Here is a 17,979-nt window from a genome sequence, read left to right on the forward strand (position 1 = left end):
GAGCCCCTCCGCGGCTGATGAAAGAACGACAGCGACCGGCTTCGATGATCGAACACGCGCCCTTTGTCCTCTTCCGGGACGACAGCGAGAACCGCACGACGGTCTTCGCCGAACCCTCGCGTGTCGTGACGGCGCGGACCCGCGCCGAGTTCCGTCGCGGCCTTGCCGAACTCGAGGCCGCCCACCGCGCCGGCAAGTGGATCGCGGGCTTCATGGCCTACGAAGCCGGCCACCTCTTCGAGAAAAAGCTTGAAGCCTTTGCCGAAGAGAACCGCGAAACGCCGCTGATGTCCTTCGGCATTTTCGACGCGCCGGCGGAAGGCCACCCGCTGGCCGTCCCTCAACGGCGCCTCGAAAACGAGCCTTTCCTTTTGGCGCCGCGCGCCGAGTGGGACTTTCCCGCCTACCGGCAGCGCTTCGAAAGGCTGCACCAGCACCTGCGCCAGGGCGATTGCTACCAGGCCAACCTGACGATGCCGATCCGTGCCCGCTGGTCCGGCGATCCGCTTGCCGCCTTCTGGTCGCTGATCGAGCGCCAGCCGGTGAAATACGGCGCGCTTGTCGCCCTCGACGGCCCGGTCCTGCTGTCGCGCTCGCCGGAACTCTTCTTCAGGGTGGACGCCGACGGCTGGATCGAGACGCATCCGATGAAGGGAACGGCGCGGCGCGGCGCGAGCGCCGAGGAGGACGAGGCGATTGTCGCGGCGATGCGCGCCGACGAGAAGACCCAGGCCGAGAACCGGATGATCGTCGACCTCCTGCGCAACGATATCTCGCGTGTGACCGAGGTCGGCACGTTGCATGTGCCGAAGCTCTTCGACATCGAGACCTATCCGACCGTTCACCAGATGGTGAGCCATGTCCGGGCGAAGCTTCTGCCGGACATCCGCATCGGCGACATCTTTGCCGCCCTCTTTCCCTGCGGCTCGGTCACCGGTGCGCCGAAGATCAGGGCGATGGAGATCCTGCATGAGCTGGAGTCCGGGCCGCGCGACGCCTATTGCGGCGCGATCGGCTTCATCGCGCCGAACGGCGTGATGCGCTTCAACGTCGCCATCCGCACCATCTCGCTCTTTGCCGATGGCCGGGCGGTCTTCAACGTCGGCGGCGGCATCGTCTTTGATTCGAGGGCCGAGGCCGAATACGACGAGTGCCTGCTCAAGGCCCGCTTCGCCATCGGCGACGCCGAGATCCCGCGATGAGCGAGTTTTCCCTGATCGAAACGCTGCGCTACGAACCGGAACACGGCTTCGTCCGGCTGCGGCTGCATCTGGCGCGCCTGACGCGCTCGGCCCGACGGCTCGGCTTTGCCGGCGCCGACGCGGCGGAGGCCCGGCTGCACGAGGCGGTCGGCGGTGCCGGCGCCCCCTTACGCGTCCGGCTCACCCTCGGTCGCCAAGGCGCCATGGACATAACGACGGCGCCCTTTGTGCCGCTGCCGGCCGACACGGTGTGGCGGGTGCGGATCGCATCGGCGCGCGTCGATTCCGGCGACCGGCTGCTTCGGATGAAGACCACGCGGCGCAGCGTCTACGAGGCGGCGCGCGGCGAGTTTTCCCCGGTGGAGGCCGACGAGGTGCTTCTGCTCAACGAGAAGGGGGAGGTGTGCGAGGGCACGATAACCTCGATCTTCCTCGAGGATGGCACCGGAACGCTGAAGACCCCGCCGCTCGCCTGCGGCCTGCTCGCGGGCGTGCTGCGCACCGAACTCGTCTGCCAGCGGCGGGCGCGGGTTGAGCGGCTGTCGCCGGCCGATCTTCAAGGCGGCCGCCTTTACGTGGGCAACTCGCTAAGGGGCCTGATCCGGGCTGAGATCGGGATCTGAGCCGGGCAGGGTATAGCGCTTGACGCGGTCCCGCCCTTCGCGCTTGGCAAGGTAGAGCGCTTCGTCCGCCCGGGAATAGATGTCGCGGACGGCATCGCCCTCGCGATATTCCGCAAGCCCGACCGAGCAGGTGTAGCAAAACTCGGGAATGTTCGCGAGCGGTCGCGAGGAGCGCACCTTGTCGAGCAGGCGATCGAGGATGAGGTTCGCTTCGCTGACGGTCGTGTCGGGCAGGATCAGCATGAATTCCTCGCCGCCGATCCGTCCGAAGCAGTCGGAACGACGGACGAAGGATTGCATCTGGCGGGCGAAATCGAGCAGCACCTCGTCGCCGCGATGGTGGCCGTACCGATCGTTGATCGCCTTGAAATAGTCGATGTCGATGATCGCCACGCAACCCCACATATGCGGGTTCTCGGCGCAGTTCTGGACGAACTCGGCAAGCCTTTCCATCGTGTAGCGGCGGTTCGGCGCGCTGGTCAGCTCATCCACCTGCGAGGCCCGCAGCGCGAAGTCGCGGTCCTGCCTGAGCTTGCGCTCCTCGGCCCTGACGTTGGTGATATCGACTGCAATGCAGAGCATCCAGCCCTTCTGGTCCACCGTTTCCGTCATCCACAGCCAGCGGCCGTCATGGAGGTCCGTCTCCACGGTTCGAAACGGAATCTTGCCGCGCCGGCTGGCGGTCGCGGATATCCAGGCTTCGACGTCGTCGGTCTTGAGCACCGTGCCCCTTTGCGCGAGGTGATTGCGGCGCATGATCTCGGCCCAGGTCGGGGTCTCGTCCGCGGCGATATGGTAGGCGGAGCGGAAGGCGGCATTGGCGTAGCGCAGCCGGTCGTGCTGGTCGTAAAGGGCGATCAGCACGGGCGTTGTGGCCTGCAAGCCCATCAGCGTCTTGAGATGATCACCTGGCACGATCGGTCAGCTCCAGCTTGAAAGGTCAATCAAAGCGCGAAACGGGACGACTCCGTTAAACCTATGGCACGAGACGCTTGTGGCAAGCCGGATAGCATGCGAAACGGAAGGGAAAGGTTAAGCCGCAGGCACAATCGGGCGACCGAGCCTATGACGGCGCGTCGACACCCGTCACGGTCGGGCCTGCCCGGCCTGATCCTGGGCGATGGGACGGGCGGATCCAGCGGAATCCGAAGCCGCGATTGGCCTGCCGGCCCTTTATTGTGACACGAAATTATGATCTACAGCGCCGCGCGTCCTGTCGGACGCGCAAAGGTCGCCGTAGCAGGGCGTGCTCTGCGCGCATTCAGGCACCACGTAGACTTTGTCAGGAGACACGCAAAAATGGCAGATACCACCTATCCGGTCTATGGCGAGATTACCGGCCCGATCGTCCTGATCGGATTCGGGTCGATCGGCCACGGCACCCTGCCGCTGATCGAACGCCACTTCAAGTATGACAAGAGCCGTTTGATCGTGGTGGAGCCGCGCGAAGACACCAAGGATGCGGAAATCTTCGCGCGCCACGGCGTGCGCCACGTCCGCGAATATGTGACCAAGGACAATTACAAGGAACTGCTGAAGCCGCTGCTGACCGAAGGCGGCGGCCAGGGCTTCTGCGTCAACCTTTCGGTCGACACCTCCTCGCTCGACATCATGAAGCTCTGCCGCAAGCTCGACGTGCTTTACATCGACACGGTCGTCGAGCCCTGGCTCGGCTTCTACTTCGACAAGGAAATGGACAGCGCCGAGCGCACGAATTATGCACTGCGCGAGACGGTCCGCCGGGAGAAGGAGAAGAACCCGGGCGGCACCACCGCGGTCTCGACCTGCGGCGCCAATCCGGGCATGGTCTCCTGGTTCGTCAAGAAGGCGCTCCTGAACCTCGCCGACGATCTCGGCCTGAAATACGACGAGCCGCACCAGGACGACCGTGAAGGCTGGGCGAAGCTGATGAAGAAGGCCGGCGTCAAGGGCATCCACATCGCCGAACGCGACACCCAGCGCACCAAGCATCCGAAGCCGCTCAACGTCTTCTGGAACACCTGGTCGGTCGAAGGCTTCATCTCCGAAGGCCTGCAGCCGGCCGAGCTCGGCTGGGGCACCCATGAGGAGTGGATGCCGAAGAACGCCAAGAAGCACAAGAAGGGCTGCCAGGCGGCGATCTACCTCGAGCAGCCGGGCGCCAACACCCGCGTGCGCAGCTGGTGCCCGACGCCGGGCCCGCAATACGGCTTCCTCGTCACCCACAACGAGTCGATCTCCATCGCCGACTTCTTCACCGTTCGCGACAAGAATGGCGAGGTCACTTATCGCCCGACCTGCCACTACGCCTATCATCCGGCCAACGACGCCGTATTGTCGCTGCACGAGATGTTCGGCAACGGCGGCAATCCGCAACCGGTGCACCACGTCCTCGACGAGACCGAGCTGGAGGATGGCATCGACGAGCTCGGCGTACTGCTCTACGGCCATGCCAGGAACGCCTACTGGTACGGCTCGCGCCTGTCGGTCGAAGAAACGCGCCGCATCGCGCCCTATCAGAACGCCACCGGCCTGCAGGTGACGAGCGCGGTGCTCGCCGGCATGGTCTGGGCGCTGGAAAATCCCAAGGCGGGCATCGTCGAGGCGGACGAGATGGACTACAGGCGCTGCCTCGAGGTCCAGCTTCCCTATCTCGGTCCGGTCGAGGGCCACTATACCGATTGGACGCCGCTCGACGGTCGCCCCGGTCTCTTCCCGGAAGACCTGGACACGAAGGATCCCTGGCAGTTCAGGAACATCCTCGTCCGCTAGCTTGATTGAGGCCCGGAGCGTCGCCGCTGCGGGCCTTTTCATTCGAGGCGGCGGTCGGCACTGTGTTGTCGCACTTGCGCTCAACCCAGGATCGCGGCATGGTCTCGCCCATGAGACGGGCCCGAATGCAGCGACCGCCCCGTGACAGCCGTGTCTTTTCGGTCGCACAGAGGCCGGTGCAGCACTTCGGATCGCTGCACAATTCTTAAACCGGTTCCGATTTAAGGGATTATGCAGTAGAGCGGGACGAGGAAAAGTGTGAAGCGGTTTTGCGTTCGCATCCCGCTCCAACTCGTGACGCGGGAGAAACGCCAATGAAGCCATTCGCCACCCTTGCCCTCCTTGCCACCGGCGCAGCGCTTGCATCATGCCAGTCCTCGCCGAGGGAGATCCGGCCGGCGCCGCAGGCGATGGCGGCAGGCGTCGAGGGCTCGTGGGTCGATCCGAACGGCATCGTTTCCACCTTTGCCGGCGGCACGTTCTCGACGCGGACCACCGACACCAACCAGTTGCTCGCCTCGGGCAGCTACACCAGCACCAGCCCGACGCTCGTCGAGATCAACATGACCTCGCTCGTCCGCAACACCCAATCGAGGGTCAATTGCGCGCTGGTGACGCCCAACCAGTTGAACTGCACCACCGATTCCGGCGCGCAGTTCTCCCTCGCGCGCCGCACCTGAGCCCGACCCGCTTTCGCAAAAGCCCCCGGCTCCGAACCGACCCCCGACAATTGGACATCCGCTTTCGGGGGTTTTTCATTTCTGAGCCGGCTTAACCTTAGTTGGAATCCGGCAAAGAAGACATGCGTTTACGGCTTGAAGTCGGCTCCGACTGGTGAAAACATCCGCCTCGGGAAAACCGCCTCGGCTGAGGAGGGAATGCCTTGGGTCATCGGATGGGATGGGTCGCAGCCGCTTCCGTTCCGCTCTGGTCAAGGGGTCAGCCATCGGCCGCAGCAACAGGCAAACAGGAGCACATCATGGTCAGACATATGCGGACCGGCCTCGTCGCCGCTTCCTTCCTCGCTCTCTCGTCGGGCGCCGCCTTCGCCGATTATGAACTGAACATCCTGCACATCAACGACCTGCACTCGCGCATCGAGTCGATCAACAAGTTCGATTCGACCTGCTCGGCCGAGGAGGAAGGCAAGAACGAGTGCTTCGGCGGCGTCGCGCGTCTGAAGACCCTGATCGACCAGAAGCGCCAGGAATTGACCGGCAAGAACGTGCTTCTGCTCAATGCAGGCGACAACTTCCAGGGCTCGCTGTTCTTCACGACCTACAAGGGCGCCGCCGAGGCGGAGTTCCTGAATCTCATGAAGTTCGACGCGATGACGGTCGGCAACCACGAGTTCGACGAGGCCGAGGACGGGCTTGCGAGCTTCCTCGACAAGGTCACCTTCCCGGTCGTCACCGCCAACGTGCTGCCGAGCCACAAGTCGAAGATCGGCGACCGCATCAAGCCGTCCATCGTCCTCGATGTCGGCGGCCAGAAGATCGGCATCGTCGGTGCGGTCGCCAACGACACGCCGGAGCTTTCCTCTCCGGGCCCGGACATCCTGATCGGCGAGGACGTGGCGACGATCACCAGCGCCGTCGAGGAGCTCAAGAAGCAGGGCGTCGACAAGATCATCGCGCTCACCCACGTCGGCTATCCGCGCGACCTCGCCGCGATCGCCAAGATCCCGGACGTCGATGTCGTGGTCGGCGGCCACTCGCACAGCCTGCTGTCGAACACCGACGAGAAGGCGGAAGGCCCCTACCCGACGATGGTCGACAACCCCGGCGGCTACAAGGTGCCGGTGGTCCAGGCCGGCTCCTACAGCAAATATCTCGGCGACATCGTCGTGACCTTCGACGACAAGGGTGTGGTGAAAGCCGCCAAGGGCGACCCGATCCTCGTCGATGCCTCGGTGAAGCCGGACGAGGCCGTCGTCGCCCGCATCAAGGAACTCGCCAAGCCGATCGAGGAGCTGCGCGCGAAGGTCGTCGCCAAGACGGAAGCGCCGATCGACGGGTCCCGTGAGAATTGCCGGGCGAAGGAATGCGAGATGGGCAGCCTCGTCGCCGACGCCATGCTCGACCGCGTCAAGGGCCAGGGCGTGACGATCGCCATCACCAATGGCGGCGGCCTCAGGGCCTCGATCGACGCCGGCGACGTGACGATGGGCGAAGTGATCACCGTGCTGCCGTTCCAGAACACCGTCGCGACCTTCCAGCTGAAGGGCGCCGACATTCGCGCGGCCCTGGAGAACGGCGTGAGCCAGGTCGAGGAAGGCGGCGGGCGCTTCCCGCAGGTGGCCGGTCTCAAATTCTCCTTCGATCGCTCGAAGCCCGCCGGCAGCCGGCTTGTGTCGGTGGAAGTGAAGGAGGGTGATGCCTTCAAGCCGCTCGATCCGGAAAAGACCTATTCGCTCGTCAGCAACAATTTCATGCGCGGCGGCGGCGACGGCTACGCCGTCTTCAAGTCAAAGGGCGAGAACGCCTATGACTACGGCCCCGGCCTGGAAACCGTGCTGGCCGACTATCTCGCCGCTCATCAACCTTTCAAGCCCTATACGGACGGCCGCATCTCCGAGGTCGCCGCTGCCGCCGGCACAGCCGCATCCGAACCGGCTGCGGAGGCCAAGCCGGCCGAAGCCGCCGCCAGCCCTGCACCCGCTGCCCAGCCGTCGCCCGAGGCCGGAGCGGCCGCCGCCGGCCCGCAGAAGCACGTCGTCGCGCGCGGCGATACGCTCTGGGATCTCGCCGAGTCCTTCTACGGTGACGGCGCCGAGTGGAAGAAGATCGCCGCGGCCAACGGCGATCCGGAGCCGCGGGCGCTGCATGTCGGCCGGGAACTGGAAATTCCGGCCAAGTAAGACAATTTGCCTTGTGGCAAAGGCCGGCGCGGGCTTTCCCGTGCCGGCTTTTCTTTTTAGAAGAGTTTGAAAACAGAGGCGCGCCGGACATATAGCATCTGGAGCGGCGCTCACATGCATGCGCGCCACCGCTATCTGTTTGTTTTTACCGCATTCGTGCGACGTCAGGTGAAACCGCCTGACGGCAAAATGCTCTGTGAGGAAGACGATGACAGACATAGTTGCGGAACCGACCGCCGCTCACCCGCCCGTGAAGTCGGGAAAGGTCGGCGTATTGCTGGTGAATCTCGGCACGCCGGACGGCACGGATTTCACGTCGATGCGGCGCTACCTGAAGGAATTCCTGAGCGACCGGCGGGTCATCGAATGGTCGCGCCTCTTCTGGTATCCGATCCTCTACGGCATCGTCCTCAACACCCGCCCGCGCAAGGTCGGCAAGGCCTACGAGCTGATCTGGAACAGGGAACTCGGCGAGAGCTGGCTCAGGACCTACACGCGCAACCAGGCGGCGCTGATGGCCGGCGCCTTCGGCAGCCGGCCGCAGGTCGTCGTCGACTGGGCCATGCGCTACGGCCAGCCGTCGATCGGTTCGCGGCTGGAGGCGTTGCAGAAAGCCGGATGCGAGCGCATTCTCGTTTTCCCGCTCTATCCGCAATACGCGGCAGCGACCACGGCGACTGTCAACGACAAGGCATTCGAGTCGCTCCTGAAGATGCGCTGGCAGCCGGCGCTGAGAACGGTGCCGCCCTATCACGACGACCCGGTCTATATCGACGCGCTGGCGCTGTCGATCAACAAGCATCTTGCGACACTGGACTGGGAACCGGAACTCGTCCTCGCCTCCTTCCACGGCATCCCGAAGAGCTATTTCGAGAAAGGCGACCCCTATTACTGCCAGTGCCAGAAGACCGCTCGGCTGCTGCGCGAAAGGCTCGGCTGGCCCAAGGAAAGGCTGCAGGTCACCTTCCAGTCGCGCTTCGGCCCGGAGGAATGGCTGCAGCCCTATACCGACGCGACCGTCGAGAGGCTCGCCAAAGACGGCGTCAAGCGCATCGCCGTCATCAATCCGGGCTTCGTCTCCGACTGTCTGGAGACGCTCGAGGAGATCGCCGGCCAGGCAGCCGAAAGCTTCCTCCACAATGGCGGCGAGAAATTCGCGCACATCCCCTGCCTGAACGACAGCCCCGAGGGGATGGCGGTTCTCAACCACGTCGTGCGCCGCGAACTCGAGGGGTGGCTCTGACGCAAGCCGTGCGGCCGCGACCTCCCGTCGGCGCCGGGAGCCCCAAACCCTATACAGCCTGCTTGACGGCGGCTGCCTCCGCGTCGAGCGCGTGCACGAGAATGCGATTGCGGCCCTGCATCTTGGCATCGTAGAGCGCGGCATCGGCCATCGACAGCAGGCGACTGGGTTCCGCCTGCAGCGCCTGCCCGACCGCGCAGGATATGCCGATGCTCGCGGTCACCCGTTCGAATTCGCTTTGTGAATGAGCGATCTGTTCCTTCTCGAGCAGGCGCGCGAATTGCTCGGCGACGACGACGGCTCCCTTTTCGCTCGTTTCCGGGAGCAGAACGACGAACTCCTCGCCGCCATAGCGGGCGACGATGTCCACCGGCCGCTTCGCCGACTGGAGCAGGCATTTGCTCACCAGGCGCAGGCATTGATCGCCGGCCGGATGCCCGTAGGTGTCGTTATAGGCCTTGAACCGGTCGATATCGATCATCAGGAGGCTGAGCGGCGCATCGTTCCTCGCGCACTTCTGAGCCTCGCGCAGGAAGGCTTCGTCAAAGGCGCGGCGATTGACGATGCCGGTCAGGCCATCCGTTTCCGCCAGGTTCCGCAGCCGTTCCGCCGATGTCCGCAGGGCGATCTCGGCCTTCTTCATCGCCGTGATGTCCGACACGACGACCATCGCGGTTCCGCCGGCCGCCAGCCGCGTCCTGATGCTGCGCCAATCTCCGCTGTGAAGCTGAATCTCCTCGTCCTTGTTGATATGCAGCGTCGCGCCGGCGGCCGCGATCCAATCTTCCACCGCTTCGTGGTCGATATCCAGGCGCTCGCGCGTTTCGGCGACACGACGCAGGATGTCGCTGATATGCGCGCCGACCACCCGGGCGTCTCCGGACAAGGGAAAGGCGTTGCGGTACTGCTCGTTGCAGAAGAGCAGATAGCCTTCCTTGTCGAACATGGCGAAGCCGTCGGACATTCCCGCCATCGCATGCGACAGCAGGGTCTTGCTGTCCCTGAGTTCCCGTTCCAGCGCGCTGCGTTCCGTAATATCCCGGGTGACCCCCGCAAGCCCGATCACCCGGCCTTCCTTGTCCCTCAAGGGAACCTTGGAGGCGAGCAGGTCCCTGCCCTCGATATGCTCGAGCGAATCGATCAAGGGGACGCCCGTCCGCATCACCTCCTGCTCGCTGTGATACAGTTCCTCGGCGAGCCGTCTCGGATTGAGATCGAAATCCGACAGGCCCAGCATGTCTGCCGTCGACCTGAAGCGGTAGAGACGGCTCATGTTCTCGTTGACGGTGATGAAGCGGCTGTCCCTGTCCTTGACGTAGAGATAGTCGGGCGACTGCGAGAATGCCGTCTCCAGTATCCGGCGATCGAGCTCCAGATGGCGCGTTTTCAATATGATCAGGCCACAGACCATGGTCGCGGCGCAGTTCATCGCCGCCGTGGGCAGCCCGGCCGCAGCCCGCGCCTGGACTTTCGACAGCGTGGGCAGTGCCGCGCCCAACACGATCACGACGCAGCCGACCGCGGCTGCGAGAAGTACGATGTGCAGGAGTGACGGAGAATTCTTCTTCACGAAGGAATGGGCCGTGAGTCCGACGCCCGCCATGACGACGATCGCCAGGAGGCCGTCGACTGCGGCAACACCGCCGATCGTCATGCGGAATATGGCGGCGAGCGACGCGGCTACGCCTGCCGCCACCGGCCCGCCGAACATGCCGGCGAGCGCGAGCGGCGCAAAGCGCAGGTCGACATAGACGCCGGGACTGAGCGCCACGGCCAGCGCCATCGAGCCGATCGCCGCACCGCCGGCCATGAGGCCTAGGAGAATCTTTTTATGCCCGGCGAACAGCCGCTGGAACCAGATCGAGATATGCGCCCAAACCGATATCGCCAAACCTACAAATGCAAGGTTGCCAACAAACTGCCCCCAGATGCCATTCATCACGCTGCATCGGCCTTCTAACACGTACAGAAAGCCGATTTTATCCGAGAACTGGTTTGAGCTTTCTTAAACCCGGGCCGGTCGGACGCTTTCGTCGCGCTACGGCGATGTCCCGCCGCCGCTTGCAATATTCCGGCGAATCGCCACCTGATATTGAGGCGCGCTCCAAAGGAGTTGCAAAACGGGGGAGGACAGGGCTTGGGCGGCATGGATATCGCGGTCATTGCATTCGTCGTTCTGGTGATCCTTGTGCTCTTTGCCGGGATCAAGACGGTGCCGCAGGGCTATCGCTACACGATCGAGCGGTTCGGCCGCTACACGCGGACGATGGAGCCGGGGCTGAACATCATCATTCCCTTCATCGATCGCATCGGCGCGAAGATGAGCGTGATGGAGCAGGTCCTCGACGTGCCGACCCAGGAGGTCATCACCAAGGACAATGCCAGCGTTGCGGCGGACGCCGTAGCCTTCTACCAGGTACTGAACGCCGCGCAGGCCGCTTATCAGGTCGCCAATCTCGAAAACGCCCTCCTCAACCTGACGATGACGAATATCCGTTCCGTCATGGGGTCGATGGACCTCGACGAACTGCTGTCGAACCGCGACACGATCAACGACCGGCTGCTCCATGTGGTCGACGAGGCCGCCAGCCCATGGGGCGTCAAGATCACCCGCGTCGAGATCAAGGACATCGCCCCGCCGAAGGACCTCGTCGACGCGATGGCCCGGCAGATGAAGGCGGAACGCGAGAAGCGCGCGCAGGTGCTCGAGGCCGAAGGCGCCCGGAACGCGCAGATCCTGCGCGCCGAAGGTGCCAAGCAGTCGGCGATCCTGCAGGCGGAGGGCCAGCGCGAGGCCGCCTATCGCGAGGCGGAAGCACGCGAACGGCTCGCCGAAGCGGAGGCCAAGGCGACCCGCATGGTGTCCGAGGCGATTGCCGCCGGCGACGTCCAGGCGATCAATTATTTCGTCGCGCAGAAATACACCGAGGCGCTCGCGTCCATCGGCACGGCGAACAACCAGAAGATCGTGCTGATGCCGATGGAAGCCTCCTCGCTGATCGGCTCGCTCGGCGGCATCGGCGCCATCGCGAAAGAGGTCTTCGGCGACGGCCAGGCGCCGGCCGCCTCGCGCCCGCGCCAATCGACGCCGCGCACGGGGCCTTCCGGTCCTTCGGAAACCGCCTGAGGTTCGCGGCATGATCGCACGCATCGCCCTCGAACTCGGCCCCTGGAGCTGGTGGATCCTGGGCCTTCTGCTGCTCGCCGCGGAGCTGATGCTGCCCGGCGTTTTCCTAGTATGGATCGGCTTCGCAGCGCTCGCGACCGGCAGCCTTTCCCTTCTTCTCTGGGACACGGCATTCTGGGTCTGGGAAGTCCAGCTCATCGTCTTCGCGCTGCATTCGGTCTTCGCCGTGCTGATCGGGCGGCGCTTCGTTTCCTCCGGCGCCGAGAGCGACGAGCCGCTGCTCAACAAACGCAGCGAAAGCCTCGTCGGCCGCACGGCGGTTCTCGAACAGCCGATCGCGCAGGGCCGGGGACGCGTGCGCCTCGACGACACCACCTGGTCCGTCGAAGGGCCGGACCTTCCCGCCGGCACCCGCGTGCGCATCGTCGCCAGCAGCGGCCGGCTCTTGACCGTTGAGCCCGCCTGACGACGCTGGCACATTCCGCCGCGCTGATTTCCCTTCAGAAACGATTGCTTAACCACGTGCCTTTACGATTGCGAAAGGATTGCAATCAGCTTCGCGGACAGACGGCATATGGCGCCCAATACCTCACGCTCGATCATGGCGGGCGCCTTGCGTGCAAGAACGCCGGCGTGGCTGCTGGCGGGCTGCGCCGCTCTTTCCTGCACGTCGGCAGGCGCGCAGAGCGTCGGCGCCCCGCAGGCCGCGGGTCCTGCGGCTGCCTTGGCCGCCGCTCCGGCGGGCACTACTCCGGCCATCACCGACCCGCAGACGACGGGCGCCGTCGCCGGCGCCGACCTCACCCCGGCGCTCGATGAGGATTTCAACCGCCTCAACCGGCGCGAGGAGACGATCGACGGCCTGCGGACGCGCATCGACCCCGACGCCGGCGAGGCGACAGGCATCCGCATCGGCAGCTTCGTCCTGAAGCCGGCGCTCAGCGAAACCTTCAACCACGAGCGACAGAAGACCGGCGGCAACAGCCAGAGCCGGAGCTTCCTCGAAACCGGGCTCAAGGGGTCGCTCACCTCCGACTGGTCGCGCCATCAGTTGAGCGTGACCGGCGAAGCTGTCCTCCAGGACAATATTTCCGGCGCAGGCGAGGAGGAACCGCGCGCCGACATCGACGCGGAACTACGCCTGGACCTGAGCGACGAGACGATCGCGAGGCTCAAAGCCGGCTATAGCTTCGAGCGGGAGGATGCCAGCGATCCGAACGCCATCGCCAATGCCGAGAGCCAGTCCGGCGTCAACACCTACCGCTTGGGCGCGGCCGTCGAGCGCGACCTCGGCCTCATTCGCGGTTCCGTCGGCATCGACTTCGAGCGCTGGACCTATGGCGACGTCGAGCTCGACAACGGAACGAGGCTTTCGCAGAAGGATCGCGACCGCAGCATCGGCACCCTCACCGGCCGCGTCGGCTACGAGCTCTCGCCGGCTCTCATCCCCTTCCTCGAAGCCTCCGCCGGCAAGTCGATCTACGACCTGCGTCGCGACACATTCGGCTTCGAGCGCTCCTATCAGAACTATGCGGGCCGCGCCGGCATGGAGGTCGATCTCGGCGAGAAGCTGAACGGGGAGCTGGCGCTCGGCTACGAGACCTTCCGTTTCGACGACGCCCGTCTCGGCGACCTCGACGGCCTCTCGGTCGACGGACGCGTCAACTGGTCGCCACGGCGCGGCACGGACGTTCTCTTCGGCGTCCTGACCTATCTCGATCCGTCGACCACACCCGGCGACGCGGGCTCCATGAATTACGAGCTGACGAACGTCGTCACCCAGCAGTTGCGTTCGACTCTGGTCGGCAGATTCTCGAACAGCCTCACGCTCAGCGATTTCCCCGCCGATGCCGCCTCCTCGGACGAGACGACGTGGCGCACCGGCGCCGGGCTCACCTGGGACATGAGCCGCTATCTCGCGCTCACGGGGGACGTGAGCTACGAGCGCACGAACAGGGAGCGCGGCGCTTCGAGCGACACCACGCGCGTCGGCGTCGGGCTCACGCTGCGGCGCTAATGCATGTCGCCCAAAAGTGCGCAGCGGTTTTGGGACAACGACATGCATAAAAGCAAGAAGCTAGAGCATTTTGCAGTCAGGTGGAATCACCTGACGTCGCACAAATGCGGCAAAAACAAACAGAAAAACAAGAACCTAAAGCACATCGCGCTTCAGCGCGCATCGCTTCCGCCTGCAGGAGAAAGCGAAGGCCGCGCCACAAGGCGCGGCCCTGTTTCATCGGTTCAGGAACGGATCACTTCAGCCCCTGCAGCAGCGCCTTGAGCGGCCCCTCGACGGTCGGGCGGATATCGCCGCGCTCGAGCGCGAAGGCGACGTTCGCCAGGATGAAGCCGTCCTTCGCGCCGCAGTCGTAGGTGTCGCCGCGGAAGTGATAGGCGGCGAAGGGCTGCGCGTCGGAAAGCTTCACCATGCCGTCGGTCAACTGGATCTCGTTGCCGGCGCCGCGCTCCTGCCGCTCGAGGATCGGGAAGATCTCCGGCTGAAGGATATAGCGGCCGTTGATGAAGAAGTTGGACGGGGCCGTACCCGCTGCCGGCTTCTCGACCATCTTGGTGATCTGGAAGCCATCGCCGATCCGCTCGCCGACGCCGACGATGCCGTATTTATGCGCCTGGTCGGGCGCGCATTCCTCGACCGCAATGACGTTGCCGCCGCTCTGCTCGTAGAGCTCGACCATGCCCTTCAGGCAGCCCTTCTCGCCCTTCATGATCATGTCGGGCAGCAGCAGCGCGAAGGGCTCGTTGCCGACGAGGTCGCGCGCGCACCATACCGCGTGTCCGAGCCCGAGCGGCGCCTGCTGGCGCGTGAAGCTCGTCGTGCCGGCCTTCGGCAGCATGGCTTCGAGCAGTTCGATCTCCGCCTTCTTGTTGCGTTCGCGAAGCGTCTGGTCCAGTTCCACCTGGATGTCGAAATAGTCCTCGATCACCGCCTTGCTGCGGCCGGTGACGAAGATCAGGTGCTCGATGCCCGCTTCCAGCGCCTCGTCGACGACATACTGGATGACCGGCTTGTCCACCACCGTCAGCATTTCCTTCGGGACCGCCTTGGTGGCGGGAAGGAAACGCGTCCCGAGACCCGCGACGGGGAATACGGCTTTGCGGACTTTGCGCTTGTCGGTCATAGACACCTCCTTGCAATGGGTTCTCAAGTTTAGCCTGAAACAGGCAAATTGGATTGCTATTCGTCGCCGTTCGGCAATTTTCACGAAGGAAGACGACTCGGCTCTTTCATGGTAAAGACTTTGTTGACTTCGTTTCTGTAGGCTTCTCCACTAGCCGAAACGGCTGCCGTCGTTCGGTCACTGCAGCGCCATGCGTCTTCCGGAGGAAGGAACCGCATGCTGCCTTTCCAGTGGCCTGGTGCGGGTAACATTGCGAAACCGGAGTAGCCGGTCCGGCATGAACGCCGGCTGAACGCTCCGCCGAGAAACGGAACCGACAGCAGATGATCAGAAAGACGTTCTTCCGCCATATCGCAGTCGCTCTCGTCGTTGCCGCCGCCTTCGGTTCGTCGCCGGCGCGCGCGGACCAGGGTTTTCAAAGCTGGATCAATAAGTTCTATCAGACCGCCGCCAAGAGCGGCATCACCCAGGCGACCTACCGCAAAGCCTTTGCCGGGGTCAGGACGCCCGACCCGGCGGTGCTCGAAAAGGCGGCCTATCAGCCCGAGTTCAAGCACAAGATTTGGGAATATATCGACGCCCGTGTCAATCCGTACACGAAGCGCGTCGGCCAGGAAATGGCGGCGAAGCATGCGCGCACACTCGACGCCATCGAGCGGCACTTCGGAGTCGACCGGACGATCCTGCTCGCGATCTGGTCGATGGAATCGAATTACGGCGCGATTCTCAGCAAGGACGACCGGCTGCACTACGTGCCCCGGGCGCTGGCGACCCTTGCCTATGCCGACCCGAAACGGTCGAAATATGCGAAGACCCAGCTCGTAGCGGCGCTGAAGATCCTGCAGAGCGGCGATATCACCCCGCGGGAACTGACCGGCTCCTGGGCCGGCGCCATGGGCCACACCCAGTTCATTCCGACAAGTTACCTGCTCTATGCCGTCGACGCGGACGGAAACGGCCATCGCGACATCTGGAACTCGGTGCCGGACGCGCTGGCGACGGCCGCAAATCTGCTCAGGAAGAACGGCTGGCAGCCGGGCGAAACCTGGGGTTACGAGGTCGTGGCCCCGGCCAACGCGGCCAGATATTCCGGCCAGACGAAAACGCTCGGCCAGTGGGCGGCGCTCGGCTTCGTCAGGCCGAGCGGCAAGGGCTTCCGCAACCCGAAGATGCGCGCCGAGCTCAAGCTGCCGAGCGGCGGAGGCGGTCCGGCCTTCTTGATGACGCGGAACTTCTTCGTCATCAAGCGCTACAACGCTTCCGACTCCTATGCCCTCGGCGTCGGGCTGCTCGCCGACCAGATCGCCGGCTATGCCGGCATGCAGCAGCGCTGGCCGCGCCCGGACGGCTCGCTCGATATCAGCGAGAAGTTCGAGCTGCAGAACCGGCTGAAGGAGCTCGGCTATTACGATGGCGAAGTGGACGGCAATTTCGGTTCCGGCTCCAAGGCTGCGATCCAGGCCTTCCAGGCGCAGAACGGCCTGACGCCGGACGGGGAGCCGACGCAGCATCTCCTGCGCGCCCTGCGCAAGTGACCGGCCGACGGACCACTTCGATCGCGGCGATTTCGCAAATCGCCGCGGTTGGCGTATCTTAGTGCATGTATCCTTGATCGACCTCGGTTCAGGAGAAAGACATGCCGCAACTCAAGGTGCTACAGCGACCTTTGCGCGCCTTTTAAGACGCGCGGCGCTGGAGGGCACGCTTGACACTCGACTGGGAATGACCATGCAGACAACCGGGGACGCCAGAAGAGGATGGTTCTTCCGTCCGTTTCGGCTAGCGCCGCTCCTCCTCGGCGCGGCGGCAATGCTCGTCGCCGGCCTGTTTGCCACCATGGTCGAGGCGCAGGAGCCGGTTCCGCGCCGCAACGTCCTGCAGCGGCTCTTCGGCGTCTTCGTCCCGCAAAGACGCTACTACGAGGACCCGTCCTATTATCCGCGCCAGCCGCAGCCGCGTCGCATACAGAGGCGCCGGCAGCAGCCGGCCGAGCCGCGGCAGCCGCGTCAGCAAAGACAGAGGCCGCGGGTCGCCGACACGCCGTCGCCCGCGCCCGTCATCGGGAAGGCGCCGGATGCGAAGAAGGTGCTCGTCGTCGGCGACTTCATCGCCGGGAGCCTTGGCGACGGCCTGAAGGTGGCGTTCGAGACGACGCCGGGGATCGCCATCGAGACCCGCACCAACGGCTCCTCCGGCCTCGTCCGCAGCGATTATTTCGACTGGCCGGCGATGCTGCCGGACTATATCTCCGAGCTCAAGCCGTCGGTGATCGTCATCAGTCTCGGCGCCAATGATCGCCAGACGATGCGCGACACCAACGAGAAGTTCCGCACCGATGCGTGGAAGGAAGAATACCGCAAGCGCGTCGCTGCGCTCGCCACGCTGGCGCGCAAGGACAAGCTGCCGGTGCTCTGGGTCGGCATGCCGCCCTTCCAGTCGACCGCCATGACCGCCGACATGGTGACCTTCAACGGCATCTATCGCGAGGAGGTCGAGAAGGCGGGCGGGCAATTCATCGATATCTGGGACGGCTTCGTGGACGAGGGCGGCAAGTTCGTGCTGACCGGCTCGGACATCAACGGCCAGCAGGTGCGGCTGCGCGGCGCCGACGGCATCAACCTGACCAAGGCCGGCAAGCGCAAGCTGGCCTTCTATGTCGAGAAGGACATCCGCAAGCTGCTCGGCGAGACCGCCGCGACCGACGTGCCGGGCGCCGAGGAACTGAAGGACCTCGTCGTCACCGCCCCGCTTGCCAACGAGGACATCGTCAAGACGCAGCCGATCAGCCTCACCGATCCGGAGCTCGACGGAGCCACCGCCTTGCTCGGCGGCGGCGCCCCGTTGAAGAGCACGGGCAAGAGCCCGCGCGACCTCCTCATCGAAAAGGGCGAGGTCGTCGCCGCCCCGCCGGGACGCGTCGACGATTTCCGGCTGGCGAAACCGGAGACGGTGATCAGCAGGCCGCTGATGCGGAATTGAGCGCGGGGGCGGCAGATCAGGGCCCTCGCTTGCCCTCATCCGCCTGCCGGCACC

General features: G+C 64.6%; 14 protein-coding genes. 11 read left to right on the forward strand and 3 right to left on the reverse strand.

Features of this window, described 5'->3' with window-relative positions; translation table 11 throughout:
• The first annotated feature begins 44 nt into the window (after positions 1-44).
• Positions 45-1,202 (forward strand): aminodeoxychorismate synthase component I, encoded by a 1,158-nt coding sequence (locus ATB98_RS07640; protein WP_066871398.1) that lies wholly within the window; start codon positions 45-47, stop codon positions 1,200-1,202.
• On the forward strand, positions 1,199-1,825 hold the full coding sequence (locus tag ATB98_RS07645) for an aminotransferase class IV family protein (protein WP_066871401.1): 627 nt from the start codon (positions 1,199-1,201) through the stop codon (positions 1,823-1,825). Before ATB98_RS07640 ends, ATB98_RS07645 begins: the two co-directional genes overlap by 4 nt.
• Here the strand turns inward: ATB98_RS07645 and ATB98_RS07650 are convergent.
• Positions 1,790-2,740: a GGDEF domain-containing protein gene (locus ATB98_RS07650; protein WP_084435363.1), complete on the reverse strand. Its 951-nt coding sequence runs from the start codon at positions 2,738-2,740 to the stop codon at positions 1,790-1,792. The two genes, ATB98_RS07645 and ATB98_RS07650, sit on opposite strands and share 36 nt — an antisense overlap.
• Positions 2,741-3,124: 384 nt before the next feature.
• On the opposite strand from ATB98_RS07650, the gene ATB98_RS07655 reads away from it, so the two are divergent.
• The 4 genes from ATB98_RS07655 (at position 3,125) to hemH (ending at position 8,679) form a co-directional block, all read left to right on the forward strand.
• Positions 3,125-4,576 (forward strand): homospermidine synthase, encoded by a 1,452-nt coding sequence (locus tag ATB98_RS07655; protein ID WP_066871404.1) that lies wholly within the window; start codon positions 3,125-3,127, stop codon positions 4,574-4,576.
• Positions 4,577-4,890: 314 nt separating this feature from the next.
• A complete protein-coding gene (gene omp10, locus ATB98_RS07660) occupies positions 4,891-5,256 on the forward strand; it encodes an outer membrane lipoprotein Omp10 (protein WP_066871407.1) in 366 nt (121 codons plus the stop codon).
• A gap of 299 nt (positions 5,257-5,555) precedes the next feature.
• Positions 5,556-7,436 (forward strand): 5'-nucleotidase C-terminal domain-containing protein, encoded by a 1,881-nt coding sequence (locus tag ATB98_RS07665; protein ID WP_066871410.1) that lies wholly within the window; start codon positions 5,556-5,558, stop codon positions 7,434-7,436.
• Between the two features lie 208 nt (positions 7,437-7,644).
• On the forward strand, positions 7,645-8,679 hold the full coding sequence (gene hemH, locus ATB98_RS07670) for a ferrochelatase (RefSeq protein ID WP_066871413.1): 1,035 nt from the start codon (positions 7,645-7,647) through the stop codon (positions 8,677-8,679).
• Between the two features lie 49 nt (positions 8,680-8,728).
• On the opposite strand, the gene ATB98_RS07675 is transcribed toward hemH, so the two are convergent.
• On the reverse strand, positions 8,729-10,618 hold the full coding sequence (locus ATB98_RS07675) for a diguanylate cyclase (protein ID WP_066871416.1): 1,890 nt from the start codon (positions 10,616-10,618) through the stop codon (positions 8,729-8,731).
• Between the two features lie 198 nt (positions 10,619-10,816).
• Here ATB98_RS07675 and ATB98_RS07680 point away from each other — a divergent pair, with 198 nt between their 5' ends.
• The 3 genes from ATB98_RS07680 (at position 10,817) to ATB98_RS07690 (ending at position 13,823) form a co-directional block, all read left to right on the forward strand.
• Positions 10,817-11,806, forward strand: coding sequence for an SPFH domain-containing protein (locus ATB98_RS07680; RefSeq protein ID WP_084435366.1), 990 nt, complete (start codon positions 10,817-10,819; stop codon positions 11,804-11,806).
• 10 nt (positions 11,807-11,816) lie between these two features.
• Positions 11,817-12,272, forward strand: coding sequence for an NfeD family protein (locus ATB98_RS07685; RefSeq protein ID WP_066871419.1), 456 nt, complete (start codon positions 11,817-11,819; stop codon positions 12,270-12,272).
• Positions 12,273-12,380: 108 nt separating this feature from the next.
• Positions 12,381-13,823 (forward strand): outer membrane beta-barrel protein, encoded by a 1,443-nt coding sequence (locus tag ATB98_RS07690; RefSeq protein WP_066871422.1) that lies wholly within the window; start codon positions 12,381-12,383, stop codon positions 13,821-13,823.
• 235 nt (positions 13,824-14,058) lie between these two features.
• On the opposite strand, the gene galU is transcribed toward ATB98_RS07690, so the two are convergent.
• Positions 14,059-14,946 (reverse strand): UTP--glucose-1-phosphate uridylyltransferase GalU, encoded by an 888-nt coding sequence (gene galU, locus ATB98_RS07695; protein WP_066871425.1) that lies wholly within the window; start codon positions 14,944-14,946, stop codon positions 14,059-14,061.
• Positions 14,947-15,269: 323 nt separating this feature from the next.
• Here galU and ATB98_RS07700 point away from each other — a divergent pair, with 323 nt between their 5' ends.
• Complete coding sequence (locus ATB98_RS07700; RefSeq protein WP_066871428.1) at positions 15,270-16,481, forward strand: lytic murein transglycosylase; 1,212 nt, start codon at positions 15,270-15,272, stop codon at positions 16,479-16,481.
• A 193-nt stretch (positions 16,482-16,674) separates the two neighbouring features.
• A complete protein-coding gene (locus ATB98_RS07705) occupies positions 16,675-17,925 on the forward strand; it encodes an SGNH/GDSL hydrolase family protein (protein ID WP_234781889.1) in 1,251 nt (416 codons plus the stop codon).
• Positions 17,926-17,979: the final 54 nt, after the last annotated feature.

This window comes from Sinorhizobium saheli, from assembly GCF_001651875.1.
GTDB lineage: Bacteria > Pseudomonadota > Alphaproteobacteria > Rhizobiales > Rhizobiaceae > Sinorhizobium > Sinorhizobium saheli.

What these genes read in the sequence shown, in the direction of transcription:
- ATB98_RS07640 (WP_066871398.1), top strand. Translation starts at nt 45, where the DNA reads ATGATCGAACACGCGCCCTTTGTCCTCTTCCGGGACGACAGCGAGAAC.
- ATB98_RS07645 (WP_066871401.1), top strand. Translation starts at nt 1,199, where the DNA reads ATGAGCGAGTTTTCCCTGATCGAAACGCTGCGCTACGAACCGGAACAC.
- ATB98_RS07655 (WP_066871404.1), top strand. Translation starts at nt 3,125, where the DNA reads ATGGCAGATACCACCTATCCGGTCTATGGCGAGATTACCGGCCCGATC.
- omp10 (WP_066871407.1), top strand. Translation starts at nt 4,891, where the DNA reads ATGAAGCCATTCGCCACCCTTGCCCTCCTTGCCACCGGCGCAGCGCTT.
- ATB98_RS07665 (WP_066871410.1), top strand. Translation starts at nt 5,556, where the DNA reads ATGGTCAGACATATGCGGACCGGCCTCGTCGCCGCTTCCTTCCTCGCT.
- hemH (WP_066871413.1), top strand. Translation starts at nt 7,645, where the DNA reads ATGACAGACATAGTTGCGGAACCGACCGCCGCTCACCCGCCCGTGAAG.
- ATB98_RS07675 (WP_066871416.1), bottom strand. Translation starts at nt 10,618, where the DNA reads ATGAATGGCATCTGGGGGCAGTTTGTTGGCAACCTTGCATTTGTAGGT.
- ATB98_RS07685 (WP_066871419.1), top strand. Translation starts at nt 11,817, where the DNA reads ATGATCGCACGCATCGCCCTCGAACTCGGCCCCTGGAGCTGGTGGATC.
- ATB98_RS07690 (WP_066871422.1), top strand. Translation starts at nt 12,381, where the DNA reads ATGGCGCCCAATACCTCACGCTCGATCATGGCGGGCGCCTTGCGTGCA.
- galU (WP_066871425.1), bottom strand. Translation starts at nt 14,946, where the DNA reads ATGACCGACAAGCGCAAAGTCCGCAAAGCCGTATTCCCCGTCGCGGGT.
- ATB98_RS07700 (WP_066871428.1), top strand. Translation starts at nt 15,270, where the DNA reads ATGATCAGAAAGACGTTCTTCCGCCATATCGCAGTCGCTCTCGTCGTT.
- ATB98_RS07705 (WP_234781889.1), top strand. Translation starts at nt 16,675, where the DNA reads ATGCAGACAACCGGGGACGCCAGAAGAGGATGGTTCTTCCGTCCGTTT.